We start from the raw sequence: 13,951 nt of genomic DNA, 5'->3' as shown, positions 1-13,951 counted from the left end.
CATGAGCAGGATCGCGATCGTTACCGGAGGTGCGCAGGGCATTGGTTTGGCCTGCGCGAAGAGATTGAAGACCGACGGAGCGCGTCTTGTGCTTTGGGACATGGACGAACAGGCGCTTGAAAGCGCGGCAGCCGAACTCGATGCAACAGCCATCAAGGTCGATCTTGCGGACTGGAGCGCAGTTGCGGAGGCAAATGAGCGAACGAAGTCGCTCGTGGGCAGTGCTTCCATTCTTGTCAATTCAGCCGGAATTGCCGGGCCGAACGCACCTGTCGAAGACTATCCGGTAGCCGACTGGGCGCGCATCATGGACGTAAACGCAAACGGGTCGTTTCATGTTCTGAAGGCTGTTTTGCCGGACATGAAGAAAGACAATTATGGCCGTGTTGTTCTGATAGCCTCCGTCGCCGGCAAGGAGGGCAACCCGAATGCCGCTGCGTACAGCGCCTCAAAGGCGGCGGTCATGGCGCTGGCGAAAAGTGCCGGCAAGGAGTGCGCGGGCTACGACATTGCAATCAACGCGGTGACACCGGCGGCCGCTCGCACACGCATTTTCGATCAGATGAGCCAGGAGCACATCGACTACATGCTGTCAAAGATCCCGAGAAACCGCTTTCTCGAAGTGTCCGAGGCCGCGCACATGATCGCCTGGCTTTGCAGTCCTGAAAACAGTTTTACAACGGGTGCGGTGTTCGATCTTTCGGGTGGCCGGGCGACTTATTGAACGAACACGCTGCCTCGAGCTGCCTAGACGGCGTCAGCGTAATCCTGATGCTTCAACCAGACACATCCCCGCCAAAACGACGAGGGTTTTGTTGGACAAGGCTCGTGCACTCACTTGCGTCGTTTTGGCTCCTAAAGGCCGGGCAACCAGAGTGCGATTTCCGGAAACAGCACCAGCAGGGCGACCAGCAGGAGCGAACAGCCGATGAACGGGAAGGCCGAGGTGTAGATTGTGCGCATGGTCGTGCCGGGTGGCGCGACCCCCTTCATGACGAAGAGCAACAGCCCGAACGGTGGCGTGGTGAAGCTGATTTCCAGGGCCAGCAGCATGATCAGGCCGAACCAGACCGGGTCATAGCCAAGGCTCAAGGCCAGCGGAAAGAAAATCGGCACCGTTAGCAGCATCATGGAGATTTGCTCCATGAACATGCCAAGCAGCAGCAGCACCGCGAACATGACCAACAGCATCGCAACCGGTGCGAGTTCGAAGGAGATGGCCCAATTGACGAGGCCTCTTGAGGCGCCGGAAAAGGCCAGAAGCTGGCTGAAGGTCGCCGATCCGAAAACGATCAGATAAGCCATCAGCGTGACCTTGAGCGCACCGGTGACGGATTTGCGGATCGCTTCCCAGGTCAGACATCGGAAGACGGCTGCCAGGATCAGGACACCCAGTGCCCCGAAGGCGGCCGCTTCGGACGGGGTGACAAAGCCGTTGATCATCAGGATGATGATCACGACCATCACGCCGACCATGGGAACGACTTCCCGCAGCAGCAGGGAAATCTTGCCCAGAAAGGAGATCGGTTCCACGTCATAGGCAGGGGCGGCGCTCGGATCGAGCCTGGTCTGCAGCCAGATGGTGCCGATGTAGAAACCGGCGAGGATCAGGCCCGGAATGACGCCGGCAATCAGGAGAGCGCCGACATCGATCTGTGCCAGGGTCGCCAGAAGCACCGCCAGCGCCGACGGCGGAATGATGATGGCAAGCCCGCCGGTTCCCAGGATAGGGCCGATGCTCATGTGAGACTTGTAGCCGCGCTGGTTCATTTCCGGGACCATCAGCGAGCCGAGCAGCGCGGTGGAACCCATGGAAGAGCCCGAGAGGGTTGAAAAGGCGGTGCCACCGAGAACCGTTACATAGCTCAAGCGTCCGGAGAGCCGTCCAAGCAGCTTGTCGATCGCGTTGAACATGCGCCCGCCAAGACCGGTGTGAAAGAATATCTCACCCATCAGTAGAAACAGCGGGATCGGTACAAGGGCGAATTTGGTGAGCGACCCCAGGCCGTTGTTCAAAAGCTGGCCGATGCCGCGCTCGCCGCCCATGAAAACCCAGGCGCCGACAATGTTGGCGGCCAGAAACGCAAGCGCAACCGGCATGCCCATCGCCATGAGGAACACGATCACCCCCAGGAGCAGGGCAAGAGCTTCGTACCACTCCATTATTCGTGTATCCCCGCTTCACCGGTATGCATCAGGTCCGAGCCGACGACAAAGCGCATGAATTCCGCCGCCATCAGGCCGAAGCACAGCGGAAAGGTGATCGTCAGAAGCCAGCGGGGGTAGTAGTAGGCGCGCGTGTCATAATCGCCGCGCTCTATGTTCTTCAGGAAGAGTTCCAGGCCCTGCCAGGCAAGAATGACGCAGACAAGCACGCACGCAAGCGCCACCAGGCGGCTAACAATGCGTCGCGGGCCTTCGGGAAGGGCAGACGTCACGAGCTCGATATGAACATGCCCCTTTTCGCGGACCAGCCAGGGCGCGCCAAGCATGGTCATGTACAAAAGCCCGTATTCGGATGATGTAAAGAGCCAGGCAAATGGCTGCAGGCCCAGATTGCGCATCAGGACCGAGGTCACGACAGAGACCATCAGCCAAACCAGCGTGGCCCCGGCCACCACCGCCATGGCGTCGATCAGAAACTTGTAGAACCTGGAAACAACCGTCATGCACACGCCTCGGATCGGCAAGATCAGGCCCGCCTGAGGGCGGGCCTGACAGTCTTGTTAGTTTGCGGCGTTCAGATCGTAAAAGAGTTCGATCAGCTTGTCGTAGTTGTCGGTGCCGCCCGGTTGCTCCGCCATCAGGCCTTTCATCCGCTCCCAGGTTTTTTCACGTGCTGCGGCGAGGTAGTTCGCCTTGGCTTCGCCTTCCAGAGAGACGACGGTCATGCCCGCGGCGTCCAGCGCCGCGAAATCTTCATCCCGCTTGGCGCGCAGCGCCGCGACGCTGTCTTTTTCATGCTGGATGGCAACGTCCTGAATGATCTTCTTGGATTCGTCGGACAGGGAGTTCCACTTCTCGAGATTGACGATCACACCGAGATCGGTGGAGAAGAAGCACGGCTCGATCCGGTAATTCAGGAATTCGTTCCATTTCAGATCAATGAGCCCGATCTGCGTCCAGCCGGTGGCATCCACAACGCCGCGCTGCAGCGCCGAATAGACCTCGCCAGTCGGCAAGTCGATCACCTGAGCACCAAGATAGTTGGTGAAGAAGGCGTTGTAGACATTGTTGCCGCGCAGCTTCAGTCCTTCGACTTCCAGATTGCCGTTCTCGTCAAAGGTTGGCTCGTTGCGTGTCCAGAGATTGTAGCAGACGCCGCTGTCGAACCAGCCGAGATATTTCAGCCCCATCTTTTCCTGGTGGATCTGGTCGATCAGCTCAATGCCGCCGTTCTCACGGGTCTCCACCGCCGTCAGGTTGGACGCGACCATGGCGTCCTTTTCCGGCAGGGCGCCACCGTAGAAGGAGCCAGGCGTATAGACCATGTCGACAATGCCATCACGAACCGCATCCGGCTGCTGGAACATGCCGATCGCTTCAGGACCGCCGCGCACATCGATCTGCACCACGCCTTTGCCGGCTTCATTCACCTTGTCGACAAAGGACAGAAAGCTCTTGGTGTAGATAAGGGTTTCAGGAAAGGCGTGGACAGCGGTCAAAGTATCTTCCGCCTGGGCCGATGCGCCGAACAGTGTCGATCCGGCTAGCAGGCCGGCCAGTATTAACCTCTTCATAGTCTCTCTCCACTTTGCGGGCGGCTTTTGCCGCTTCCCTCTGGTTTTCAGGATCCGTCCTGAGGCTTGCTGCTCCTGTTGGATCAAGAGCTCTTCGTGATAAGCGCGGGCCGCACCCACGGCGCGCGTCGTATTAGATCTTCTTTGTGCCGCTCGATGTCTGCCCTGTGCGCCAGGGTCAGGTCGATGTCGTCCCAGCCATTGATCAGCTTGGTGCGCCAGCCCGGATCGAGATCAAAACCGATCCGCAGGTCACCGATCTGAATGTGGCTGTTCTCCAGGCAGACCTCCGCGGCCAGGGCGGCGCCTGCGAGGGCCTGAAACAGCAGGCTCATGTCCTCCTCGCTGATCCGCGCAGGCAAGAGGCCGTTATTGATGGCATTGCCGGCGAAAATATCGCCGAAACTCGGTGCGAAAACGGCCCTGACACCGGCGTCGACCAGGGCATAGACAGCTGCTTCACGCGAGGAGCCGCTGCCGAAATTGCGTCCCGTTACCAGAACGCTGGCATGGGCATGGCGGTTCAGCGGAAAATCGGGATGCGTGTCGCCATCCGCATCCCGGCGCAGATCGTGCAGCAGAAACCGGCCATAGCCTTCGCTTCTCGGCGTCGACATGAACCGCGAGGGGATCAACTGATCCGTATCGACATTGTGGATCGGCAGCGCAATGGCATGACCCTGATGTTGGCTCCAGCCGCTCATGCCGTGCGCCCTTCCAACAGAGGGCGAACATCGGTGATCGTGCCTGTGACCGCCGCCGCTGCGACCATTGCCGGCGACATCAGGTGCGTAAGCGCACCGGGCCCCTGGCGGCCGCGGAAGTTGCGGTTGGTGGAGGATGCGCAGCGTTTGCCGGGTGCAACAAGATCGCCATTCATGCCGACGCACATGGAGCAACCGGCCGCGGCCCATTCCAGACCGGCATCGACAAAAATCCTGTCGAGCCCTTCCTCTTCCGCCTGCGCTTTGACGAGTGCCGAGCCGGGTGACACCAGTCCGGATACTTTGGCTTTCCGGCCTGAAAGAACTGCCGCCGCATGGCGCAGATCTTCGATCCGCCCGTTTGTGCACGATCCGATAAAAACCTGATCGACGGGCGTACCTTCAATCGGACGACCGGCGGAGAGCCTCATGTAGTCGAGCGCATCACGGGCGCCCTGTGCTTTGCCGTTCGCCAGTTGGTTTGGATCGGGAATTGCGGCGGTAACCGGGATCGCCTGTTCCGGGCTTGTACCCCAGGTCACGGTTGGTGCGATGTCCTCGGCATTCAGGAGAACGTCCTTGTCAAACGTTGCCGTTTCGTCGGTGGTCAACTCCGCCCAGTGGTTCAGAGCGGCCTTCCAATCTGGACCCGCTGGTGCGTAAGGACGCCCTTCCACATACGCGAAGGTTGTTTCGTCCGGCGCAACCAGGCCGAACCGCGCGCCACCTTCGATCGACAGGTTGCACAAGGTCATGCGCCCTTCCATGGAAAGCGCGCGGACGGTGCTTCCGGCATATTCCAGAGCGTGTCCCTGAGCGCCATCGGCGCCAAGCCTTGCAATCCAGTTAAGGGCGATGTCCTTGGCGGTCACGCCCGGACCAAGCTGCCCATCGATACGAATGCGCATCGCCGCAGGTTTTTTTTGCCAGATCGTCTGGGTCGCGAGAACGTGCGCGACCTCGGTTGCGCCAATACCGAAGGCGAGTGCGCCGAATGCACCATGGGTCGAGGTGTGGCTGTCGCCGCAGTTCACGAGGAGGCCGGGCAAAGTGAGCCCCTGCTCGGGACCGATCACGTGAACAATGCCTTGTCCTGGGTCCTTTAGATCGAACAGGCGCAAACTGTGCTTGTGGGCATTCTTGCGCAGCGTCTCGACCATGTATTTGATTTGCGGATCGGCAATCCGGTCCCGTCCGCGTGTCGGGGCATAGTGGTCGACGACGGCAAAGGTCAGGCCGGGTTCGGCTACCGGAACGCCCCGGGCTGCCAGCTTGCTGAAAGCATGGTGCGACCCTTCATGCACTAGATGCCGGTCAACCCACAAAAGAGAGGTGCCGTCGTCGCGTCTGCCGATCTCGTGGGCGGACCAGAGCTTGTCGAGGAGCGTGCGCGGCGCCGTCATGCCGGTTCACCGGGTGGTTTGCCGATGGCCGGTTGCCAATGGCGCGCGCTATCGTCACCGACACGCGTCAGCGGCATTTCAAGACGGAACATATCCGGTCGGTAGAGCGCGGAGAGGTATTCCACGCCGTTGTCATTGACGTCGCGCACCACGCGGCGCAGCGACAGCAAGGCCGAGCCGACGGCAATGCCAAGCGCTTCGGCGACATCGGGTCCGGCAAGGGTTGCGGAAACGGACTGATGCGCATCCTTGATCTGCACGCCGCTGAGTTCCAGAAGCTTGAAGAGAGGCGTGGTTGCCAGATCGTTTTCCGTATAGTTCTCGGCAATGCCGGCGGGAACATAGGTTGTCAGGTGCGAGAATGGCGTTCCGTCGGCGCTGCGGACCCGGGTCGCGATCTGAACCTGTTCCTTTGGCTCCAGGCGCAAGGCGCTGGCCACGAATTCCGGTGCTGCGCCATAGGAGAAGGACAACAGACGGGCTGTTGTTGTCTGTCCCATCTCGACCAGTTGCGGCATCAATGTGGCCAGGTTCATCGCCATCGGTTGCCCGACCGTGCCCGATGTCCGGACCGTTGTGCCGCTGCCCGCACGGCGCACGACAAGACCGGCTGCGGCAAGTGCGTCGAGCGCCCGGCGAATGGTGACACGGGAGACGCGGAAGATCTCGGCCAACTTCTGCTCAGGCGGGAGGCCGTCACCGTCTTCCAGGCGGCCGTCAGCGATCTGGTCGCGCAGGGAAAGATAGACCTGCCGCGCCTTTGCACCTTCCGGAAGCAGCGATTTTTCGGGCTTGTTCACGCCGGAAATTCCTCCCTAATCCGCACTTAATGTTATCGCCGGCTTCAAAAAGATCAAGCTTCTGTCCGATAAATTTGTCTTTTTCTGTATTAACAACATATATGAATCTGTATTATAAAAGATACAAATTTGGGAGAGCAGTATGCCAATCGTTGAACTGCATCTGCTGCAGGGATATGGGGCCGAAGACAAGCGCCGGCTGCATCAGGGCCTGACGGATGCCGTCCGCCTCGTGGTGCCTGCTGCGCCCGAAGCCATCACGGTTATGATCCACGAAATGGAACCTGCCAATTACTCACGCGGTGGAATTCAGCGTTCGGGTGCTCCTGCCCAAAAGGATCCAGTCAGGATCGTGAAGGACTTTCTGGGCGCCATGGAAAGGCGGGATCTCGAGGGAGCACGTGCGCTCTTGGGCGAAGGGTTTGTCATGCAGTTTCCGGGCACCTCCCCAATGCACAAGCTGGAAGAACTGATCGCCTGGGCCGAGCCCCGCTACCGCTTTGTCAAAAAGGCGTATCAGGGGGTCGACGTCATGCAGGACCCCGGCCCGGCGGCCATCGTCTATTGCCGCGGCACACTTTCTGGCGAGTGGCCCGATGGCACCGGTTTTGACGGCATTCGTTTTGTCGACAGGTTTGAAATCGAAAACGGTAGGATCACGCGCCAGGACGTCTGGAACGATCTTGCGGAGGTGAAGGCAACTGCATGAGCGAGATTGATCCCATTACCCTGTCGGTCCTATCCGGCCGCATGGAACAGATTGCGGACGAAATGGACGCCACGTTGTTTCGGGCAGCATTCAATCCGATCATCGCCGAAGCACATGATGCCAGCCATGGGCTTTACCACGCCGGCAGTGGCGACACTCTGGTCCAGGGCAAGTCGGGTCTGCCGATTTTCGTCGGTGTGATGTCATTCGCGGTCAAGGCGGTGATAGAAAAGGCTGCCGCAGACGGGGATCTGGCCGACGGTGACATCTTCATTTTCAATGACGCCCATATCGGTGGCACGCATCTTTCCGACATGCGCCTCGTCCGGCCCTATTTCCGGGACGGTGAGCTTTTTTGTTATCTCGCCTCGGTCGGCCATTGGCATGACGTCGGTGGAGCGGTGCCGGGCAACTACAATCCGGCAGCGACGGAAGTCTTTCAGGAAGCATTCGTGCTGCCGCCGGTCAGGCTGGCGCGCGCAGGCGTGATCAACCAGGACATCATTGACATTCTCTTGCGCAATACGCGTCTGCCCCAATCCGCACGGGGCGATCTGAATGGCCAGCTCGGTGCGCTTGATCTCGGTATCAGGCGCATGGATGAACTCCTGGACGAATACGGCACGGTGACGGTGCGCTCGGCGCTTGATGCGCTTGGACACCGTGCCGAAGCGTTGATGAGAGCCGAGCTCGGCGATTTGCCGGACGGGCGCTGGGAGGCGGAAGACTATCTCGACAATGACGGCATCACCGACGAACCGCTCGCCATCCGGGTCGCGCTGGAGATCAAGGGCGACAGCATGACCCTCAATTTTGCCGGATCAGCCCCGCAATGCGCCGGTCCGGTGAACATTGCGCTGCCGACCACGGTCGCAACGGCCTATGTCGCGATCAAGCACATCTTCCCCGATCTGCCGGCCAATGCCGGTGTGATGCGTCCGATTGCCGTTGAAGTTCCGGAAGGCTCCCTCCTGGCGGCAGAGTTTCCAAGCCCGACGGGCGGGTACACGGAAACCATCCTGCGCATGATCGACGTCATCTTCTCAGCCTTTGCAAAGGCAGCCCCGGAGCGCGTTGTCGCCAATGCCTATGGAACCATCAATGCGCTCTCGATCGCGGGCAAGCGCAGCGACGGCAGGCCCTGGGTCATGTTCAGTTTCTACGGTGGTGGGCACGGTGGCTCTCCTGAAGGCGATGGCCTCAATCACGGCAACGCGCCCATCTCAACGGCGACGATCCCGCCGATGGAGATTCTGGAAGCCGCCTATCCGGTGATGTTCCGCACGTGGGCGCTGCGCCCGGACAGCGCCGGGGCCGGCAAGCATCGCGGCGGCATGGGCGCTGTCTACGAGATCGAGGTTCTGGAAGAAAACGGGGCGGAGGCCTTCTTGTTCGGCGAACGCGGACGCTTTGCGCCAAAGGGCATCGCAGACGGCCAGGACGGCGCACTCAACCGGTTCTCCTTCGAACAGGACGACGGATGGAAGACACCGCCACTCGCTTCGAAGATGCGCGGCATCAAACTGCAGCAGGGCCAGGCGGTGCGTTTGGAGACCCCCGGTGGTGGCGGCTATGGCAAGGCACAAGACCGATCCGCCGTCGAAGTCGCGCGCGATGTGGCCCGCGGGCTCGTTGATGCGGAGGCAGCCGACCAGCTCTATGGCCCGGCGTGGCGGGAGGTGTCTCCATGAGCACGCGCATGATTGGCGTCGATGTCGGCGGCACGTTTACCGACATATTCGTTCTGAACGAGACGGACGGCACGGCGTCCGTCGCAAAGGTACCGACCACGCGCCCGGACCAGTCGGGCGGATTTCTCGACGGGATTTCGCAGCGGGTCACCGACCTTTCGGAGATATCCGTTGTGGTTCATGGCACGACCGCGGGCACCAATGCGCTTTTGGAGCGCAAGGGCGCGACAACAGGTGTCATCTGCACCGAGGGCCTGCGCGACGTTCTCGAAATGCGTCGCCGGGACCGGCCAAGAACCTGGGGCCTTCGAGGCGATTTTGAACCGGTTGTCGATCGTCGGAACCGGCTGGAAGTGCCGGAGCGCACGCTTGCTGATGGCACGATCCGGACACCGGTCGATCTCGAGGCAGTACGCGCGGCGGCGAGACTGCTTCAGGCGCAGGGCTGCGACGCGGTCGCAATCCTCTTTGCCAATGCCTATGCCAATCCGGAAAACGAGGCAGCGGCCGTCGCGGCCGTCCGCGAGATCTGGCAAAGCCCCCATGTGTCCGCGTCGTCTGAAATCCTGCCGGAAATCCGGGAATTCGAACGGTTTTCAACGACTGCGCTCAACGCCTATCTGCAGCCGGAAGTCTCCGGGTACCTGGACCGGCTTGAGCGCGCCCTGACATCGGGCGGTTTCGACGGTGAATTCATGATCGTGCAGTCCAATGGCGGCGTCATGGCGGTTGATACCGCTTGCCGTTTGCCCGTGAGGACGGCGCTATCAGGGCCTGCGGCTGGGGTGATCGCTGCCGGTTACATTGCCTCCTCAGCGGGGTTCGACAACGTGATCACCGGGGACATGGGCGGCACGAGCTTCGATGTCTCTCTGATCTCGGACGGCCACTCGATGCTCTCTCCTCAAACGGCAATCGATTTCGGCATGGTGGTGCGCACGCCCATGATCGAAATCACGACGATTGGCGCGGGCGGCGGGTCCATTGCCTGGGTCGACAAGGGCGGGTTGCTGAACATCGGCCCGGAGAGCGCCGGATCGAATCCTGGACCCGTTGCCTACGGATTGGGGAACACCCGCCCGACCGTGACGGATGCCAATGTCGTCCTTGGCCGTATCGATCCGGACAACCCGATTGGCGGAAAGCTTGAAAGGCTCGATGTGGCGGCTGCTTCCGAGGCCATCGATCTGCATGTCGGGCGCTCGCTCTCTCTGGACACTGTTCAGGCCGCAGAGGCCATCCTGCGGGTGGCCAATTCCCGGATGGCCGGGGCGATCCGCCTGGTAAGTATCGAACGGGGTTTTGACCCGAAACGTTTTGCCTTCATGCCCTTTGGCGGCGGCGGCGCCCTTCACGCCGGCGCGATGCTGAAGGATGTCGGTATCGCCCGGGCTATCGTCCCGCGCTATCCCGGCGTCACCTCTGCGATGGGCTGCGTCATTGCCGATATGCGCCAGGACTTTGTCCAGACGATCAATTCGCTGGTGGGCCAACTGGATGTGACCGCGCTGGCCGCTTTCATGCAGGCCCATGTGAATCAGGGTCTTGCAATGCTCGATGCGGCTCGAACACGCTTTGAGAGCCGGGTGCTGAGCTTTGAACTGGACATGGCTTATGTCGGTCAGACGCACACGGTTTCCGTGCCGCTGAGCGTCCGCACCGAGCAGAACAGCGTCCTGCCCCCCACAAAAGCGGAGATCGAAGCCGCGTTCGATGCGGCTTATGAAACGACCTTCGGCAGGCTGCTGGAAAACGGCGTGCGGCGCATCTTGAACCTGCGCAGCGCGGTAACCGGGCTCCGGCCAAAATTCGATTTGCGGGCCCTGGCGCCAACGGGCGAGGGCGCGCCGGTGCCCAGAACAACCCGCAATGTTCATTTTGGTGCAGACTGGTACGAGACTGCAATCTACGACCGTCTGGCGCTTCCCGTGGGAGCCGTCATTCAAGGACCCGCCATCCTGGAACAACCGGACACGACGGTGCTTGTCGAACCGGACCTGCAGGCGCGTGTCGACACCTTTGGCAACACGATCATCGAACCTTCCAAGGAGCAGTCATGAGCGAGCCGAACACTTGGGACCTGTCCAGGACAGCACTCCTGACGATCGATCTGCAAAACGACTTCATCCATCCGGAAGGGGCTTACGGCCGCGCCGGACAGACCGCTGACAGCATTGCCGTTCTGCCTGAGCGCATTGTGCCGCTGGTCGCAGCCTTGCGCGAGCACGGCGGCTATTACATTTCGGCGCAGTTCACGCTTGTTCCCGATGCCAGGGGTGAGCCGTTGATCGCGCCGCATCTCAAAAAGCTGCGCCCTTTTCTGGGCAAGGGAGACTTCGCGCCGGGCAGCTTCGGCAACACGCTGGTCGACGCGCTCTATCCGGCTGATTTCGTGGTCGAAAAGGTGGCGTACTCGGCTTTTTACCAGACACGGCTTGAATACATCATGCGCGCAGTCGGCATCGACAATCTGATCGTCGGCGGCATCGTGACCAATGGCGGTGTGGCCTCCACATTGCGGGACGCGCATTTGCGCAACATTGAAACGGTCCTGCTGACCGATGGCAGCGCCGCCTTCAAAGCAGACGTCCATGAGGCAACACTTCTGTCGCTGGCAACCGTGACCCACGAAATGAGCTGCCAGGACGTGCTGACCTGGCTGGAGGCAAAATCATGAGCCTGAAACAACGCCTTCAAGAAAAAAACATCCTGATCGCACCAGGCGTCTATGACGGTCTGACCGCGTCGTTGGCGACCGCGGCAGGGTTTGAAGCTCTTTATCTGAGTGGAGCTGCGGTTGCTTATACCCGCCTTGGGCGGCCCGATATCGGCCTGACGGCTGTGACGGAGATGGCCGACACCATGTCGCTGATTGCCGACCGCACTGAGTTGCCGGTCATCATCGACGCGGACACAGGCTTCGGCAACGCGCTCAATGCACAGCGCACGATGCGCCAATATGAGCGGGCCGGGGCGTCAGCACTTCAGGTGGAGGACCAGACCTATCCCAAGCGGTGCGGTCACCTTTCGGACAAGTCGCTGATCCCGGTGGAGGAAATGGCTGGCAAGGTCCGCGCAATGGCCGATGCGCGCAGCTCTGCCGAAACCCTGATCATCGCGCGTACGGATGCCATTGCGGTCGAAGACTATCAGGCGGCGCTTGACCGTGCCGAAACCTATCTGGAGGCAGGCGCCGACGTGCTCTTTATCGAAGCGCCGCAATCCCGGGAACAGTTGTCAGATATTGCCCGTCGTTTTGAGGGCCGCATTCCGCTCCTGGCCAATATGGTCGAAGGTGGCGCGACGCCAATAACCGGTGCTGAGGATCTGGAAGAGCAGGGCTACTCCATCGTCATTTTCCCGGGCGGCATAGTCCGCGCGCTCGCGCGCACTGCGCAGGACTATTACCAGAGCCTCCACCAGCATGGCAGCAACCGGCCCTTTGCAGACAGAATGTTTGATTTCGGCGGTCTGAACGGTGTGATCGGCACGGCGGAAATGCTCGCCAAGGGCGTTGCCTATGACCGCAATGAAACCTGACGTCACCGAGGCTCCTGAATCCGTCGATCTGACGTGCGAAACCCTGATCATCGGGGCCGGTGCAGGCGGACTTGTGGCCGCGCTCGCAGCCCAGGAGGCCCGACAATCGGTGCTGGTGATAGAGGCCGATCCGGTGCCGCAAGGCTCAACGGCCCTTTCCGCCGGACTGATCCCGGCCGCCGGAACAATGGCCCAGGCGGCTGCCGGTATCGAAGATACTGCGGCACAGTTTGCGGACGACATCCAGGCAAAGGCTGACGGTGAGAATGAACAAGCGCTGGTCGACCGCCTGGCGCAAGCCTCCGGTCCGGTGATCGACTGGCTGACAGATGCATTTGGGCTGCCGTTTTCCGTGGTCACCAATTTTGATTATCCGGGCCACAGCCAAAGGCGCATGCATGGTCTGCCGACACGCTCGGGCGCGGAACTGATCGACAGGTTGCGGGCAACCTGCGAGGCCGCCGGGATTGATATCGTCTGTGAACGCCGCGCCCATCGCCTATATCTGGAAAACGGTCGGATATCGGGTGTTGCGGTCACGCGTCCTGACGGCGGCGTTGAGACGATCGGTTGCGACAAGCTTGTTCTGGCCTGCAACGGCTTTGGCGGTAATCGCGACCTGGTGCATCAGCTCATGCCCGAGATTGAAAACGGTCTCTGGTTCGGTCATGACGGCAACCGAGGCGAGGCGCTGCTCTGGGGTCGGGAAATTGGCGCAGATCTGCGCCAACTGAACGCTTATCAGGGGCACGGCAATGTCGCCCATCCCCATGGCATTCTGATCACTTGGGCGGTGATCATGGAGGGCGGTGTCCAGGTCAATTGTGAGGGGCAGCGTTTCTGGAACGAGACCAAGGGCTATTCGGAAGCAGCGCGCGCGGTGCTCGCCCAGCCAAATTCAGAAGCCTATGCGATCTTCGACGGCCGGATTGCCGGCATTGCCCGGCAATTTGAAGATTTCAAGCAGGCAGAAGCTGCCGGAGCCATCAAGACTTCAGAAACGCTTGACGGTCTTGCGGCAGAATTCGGACTTCCCGCGGCCCCTTTTCTGGAGACCATGCAGGCCATTCCAACGGATGGTGCTGACGCGTTCGGCCGTATCTTCAACGGCCCTGGTCTTCACGCACCCTTTTTCGGTGTCCGTGTCACCGGGGCCCTCTTTCACACCCAGGGCGGGCTCCGAACGGGAGAAGCTGCGCGGGTCTATCGGACCGACGGCACGATGTTTCCCAATCTTTTTGCCTGCGGGGGCGCTGCCTGTGGTGTTTCCGGCAGCAGGGACAGCGGATATCTCTCCGGAAACGGCCTCTTGAGCGCGGTGGTGTTGGGAAAGCTCGCTGGCGAAACACCGGTGAATTAGAAGG

Annotated in this window: 13 protein-coding genes; 7 read left to right on the top strand and 6 right to left on the bottom strand. The window is 60.7% G+C overall.

The genetic code is table 11. The features are described 5' to 3' along the window. Position 1 precedes the first annotated feature (1 nt). Entirely contained in the window at positions 2–724 is a 723-nt protein-coding gene (locus RBB47_RS26940; RefSeq protein WP_305989017.1) for an SDR family NAD(P)-dependent oxidoreductase, read from the top strand. A gap of 131 nt (positions 725–855) precedes the next feature. Here the strand turns inward: RBB47_RS26940 and RBB47_RS26935 are convergent, their stop codons facing one another. From RBB47_RS26935 to RBB47_RS26910, 6 genes are all read right to left on the bottom strand, one after another. Next, positions 856–2,163: a TRAP transporter large permease gene (locus RBB47_RS26935; RefSeq protein WP_305989016.1), complete on the bottom strand. Its 1,308-nt coding sequence runs from the start codon at positions 2,161–2,163 to the stop codon at positions 856–858. After that, on the bottom strand, positions 2,163–2,669 hold the full coding sequence (locus RBB47_RS26930; protein WP_305989015.1) for a TRAP transporter small permease: 507 nt from the start codon (positions 2,667–2,669) through the stop codon (positions 2,163–2,165). Before RBB47_RS26930 ends, RBB47_RS26935 begins: the two co-directional genes overlap by 1 nt. Positions 2,670–2,726: 57 nt before the next feature. Beyond that, positions 2,727–3,740, bottom strand: a complete 1,014-nt coding sequence (gene dctP / locus RBB47_RS26925; RefSeq protein WP_305989014.1) for a TRAP transporter substrate-binding protein DctP — start codon at positions 3,738–3,740, stop codon at positions 2,727–2,729. Between the two features lie 83 nt (positions 3,741–3,823). Further along, on the bottom strand, positions 3,824–4,444 hold the full coding sequence (leuD, locus tag RBB47_RS26920) for a 3-isopropylmalate dehydratase small subunit (protein ID WP_305989013.1): 621 nt from the start codon (positions 4,442–4,444) through the stop codon (positions 3,824–3,826). Further along, the gene (leuC, locus tag RBB47_RS26915; RefSeq protein WP_305989012.1) at positions 4,441–5,847 is read right to left on the bottom strand and encodes a 3-isopropylmalate dehydratase large subunit; all 1,407 of its coding nucleotides are present in this window, start codon (positions 5,845–5,847) and stop codon (positions 4,441–4,443) included. The genes leuD and leuC overlap by 4 nt, the downstream gene beginning before the upstream one ends. After that, positions 5,844–6,647: a GntR family transcriptional regulator gene (locus RBB47_RS26910; protein WP_305989011.1), complete on the bottom strand. Its 804-nt coding sequence runs from the start codon at positions 6,645–6,647 to the stop codon at positions 5,844–5,846. Before RBB47_RS26910 ends, leuC begins: the two co-directional genes overlap by 4 nt. 142 nt (positions 6,648–6,789) lie before the next feature. Between RBB47_RS26910 and RBB47_RS26905 the strand changes: the two genes are divergently transcribed. Genes RBB47_RS26905 through RBB47_RS26880 form a run of 6 tightly spaced genes read left to right on the top strand, consistent with a single transcriptional unit; the run spans position 6,790 to position 13,947 of the window. Further along, positions 6,790–7,356 carry a nuclear transport factor 2 family protein gene (locus tag RBB47_RS26905; RefSeq protein ID WP_305989010.1) on the top strand — a complete coding sequence of 189 codons (567 nt, stop codon included), beginning with the start codon at positions 6,790–6,792 and terminating at the stop codon, positions 7,354–7,356. Further along, positions 7,353–9,047 (top strand): hydantoinase B/oxoprolinase family protein, encoded by a 1,695-nt coding sequence (locus RBB47_RS26900; protein WP_305989009.1) that lies wholly within the window; start codon positions 7,353–7,355, stop codon positions 9,045–9,047. The genes RBB47_RS26905 and RBB47_RS26900 overlap by 4 nt, the downstream gene beginning before the upstream one ends. Then, the gene (locus RBB47_RS26895) at positions 9,044–11,107 is read left to right on the top strand and encodes a hydantoinase/oxoprolinase family protein (RefSeq protein ID WP_305989008.1); all 2,064 of its coding nucleotides are present in this window, start codon (positions 9,044–9,046) and stop codon (positions 11,105–11,107) included. Before RBB47_RS26900 ends, RBB47_RS26895 begins: the two co-directional genes overlap by 4 nt. Continuing rightward, a complete protein-coding gene (locus RBB47_RS26890; RefSeq protein ID WP_305989007.1) occupies positions 11,104–11,724 on the top strand; it encodes a cysteine hydrolase family protein in 621 nt (206 codons plus the stop codon). The genes RBB47_RS26895 and RBB47_RS26890 overlap by 4 nt, the downstream gene beginning before the upstream one ends. Continuing rightward, positions 11,721–12,587: an oxaloacetate decarboxylase gene (locus RBB47_RS26885; protein ID WP_305989006.1), complete on the top strand. Its 867-nt coding sequence runs from the start codon at positions 11,721–11,723 to the stop codon at positions 12,585–12,587. Before RBB47_RS26890 ends, RBB47_RS26885 begins: the two co-directional genes overlap by 4 nt. Next, positions 12,577–13,947 (top strand): FAD-dependent oxidoreductase, encoded by a 1,371-nt coding sequence (locus tag RBB47_RS26880; protein WP_371932865.1) that lies wholly within the window; start codon positions 12,577–12,579, stop codon positions 13,945–13,947. Before RBB47_RS26885 ends, RBB47_RS26880 begins: the two co-directional genes overlap by 11 nt. Positions 13,948–13,951: the final 4 nt, after the last annotated feature.

Source organism: Roseibium sp. MMSF_3544, assembly GCF_030732845.1.
In the GTDB taxonomy this organism is placed as follows: Bacteria; Pseudomonadota; Alphaproteobacteria; order Rhizobiales; family Stappiaceae; genus Roseibium.
The sequence above is the reverse complement of the archived record's forward strand: the minus strand, read 5'-3'. Positions and strand labels throughout refer to the sequence as shown.

Coding starts and splice junctions, on each gene's coding strand:
- RBB47_RS26940 (WP_305989017.1), top strand. CDS start 2: ATGAGCAGGATCGCGATCGTTACCGGAGGTGCGCAGGGCATTGGTTTG.
- RBB47_RS26935 (WP_305989016.1), bottom strand. CDS start 2,163: ATGGAGTGGTACGAAGCTCTTGCCCTGCTCCTGGGGGTGATCGTGTTC.
- RBB47_RS26930 (WP_305989015.1), bottom strand. CDS start 2,669: ATGACGGTTGTTTCCAGGTTCTACAAGTTTCTGATCGACGCCATGGCG.
- dctP (WP_305989014.1), bottom strand. CDS start 3,740: ATGAAGAGGTTAATACTGGCCGGCCTGCTAGCCGGATCGACACTGTTC.
- leuD (WP_305989013.1), bottom strand. CDS start 4,444: ATGAGCGGCTGGAGCCAACATCAGGGTCATGCCATTGCGCTGCCGATC.
- leuC (WP_305989012.1), bottom strand. CDS start 5,847: ATGACGGCGCCGCGCACGCTCCTCGACAAGCTCTGGTCCGCCCACGAG.
- RBB47_RS26905 (WP_305989010.1), top strand. CDS start 6,790: ATGCCAATCGTTGAACTGCATCTGCTGCAGGGATATGGGGCCGAAGAC.
- RBB47_RS26900 (WP_305989009.1), top strand. CDS start 7,353: ATGAGCGAGATTGATCCCATTACCCTGTCGGTCCTATCCGGCCGCATG.
- RBB47_RS26895 (WP_305989008.1), top strand. CDS start 9,044: ATGAGCACGCGCATGATTGGCGTCGATGTCGGCGGCACGTTTACCGAC.
- RBB47_RS26890 (WP_305989007.1), top strand. CDS start 11,104: ATGAGCGAGCCGAACACTTGGGACCTGTCCAGGACAGCACTCCTGACG.
- RBB47_RS26885 (WP_305989006.1), top strand. CDS start 11,721: ATGAGCCTGAAACAACGCCTTCAAGAAAAAAACATCCTGATCGCACCA.
- RBB47_RS26880 (WP_371932865.1), top strand. CDS start 12,577: ATGAAACCTGACGTCACCGAGGCTCCTGAATCCGTCGATCTGACGTGC.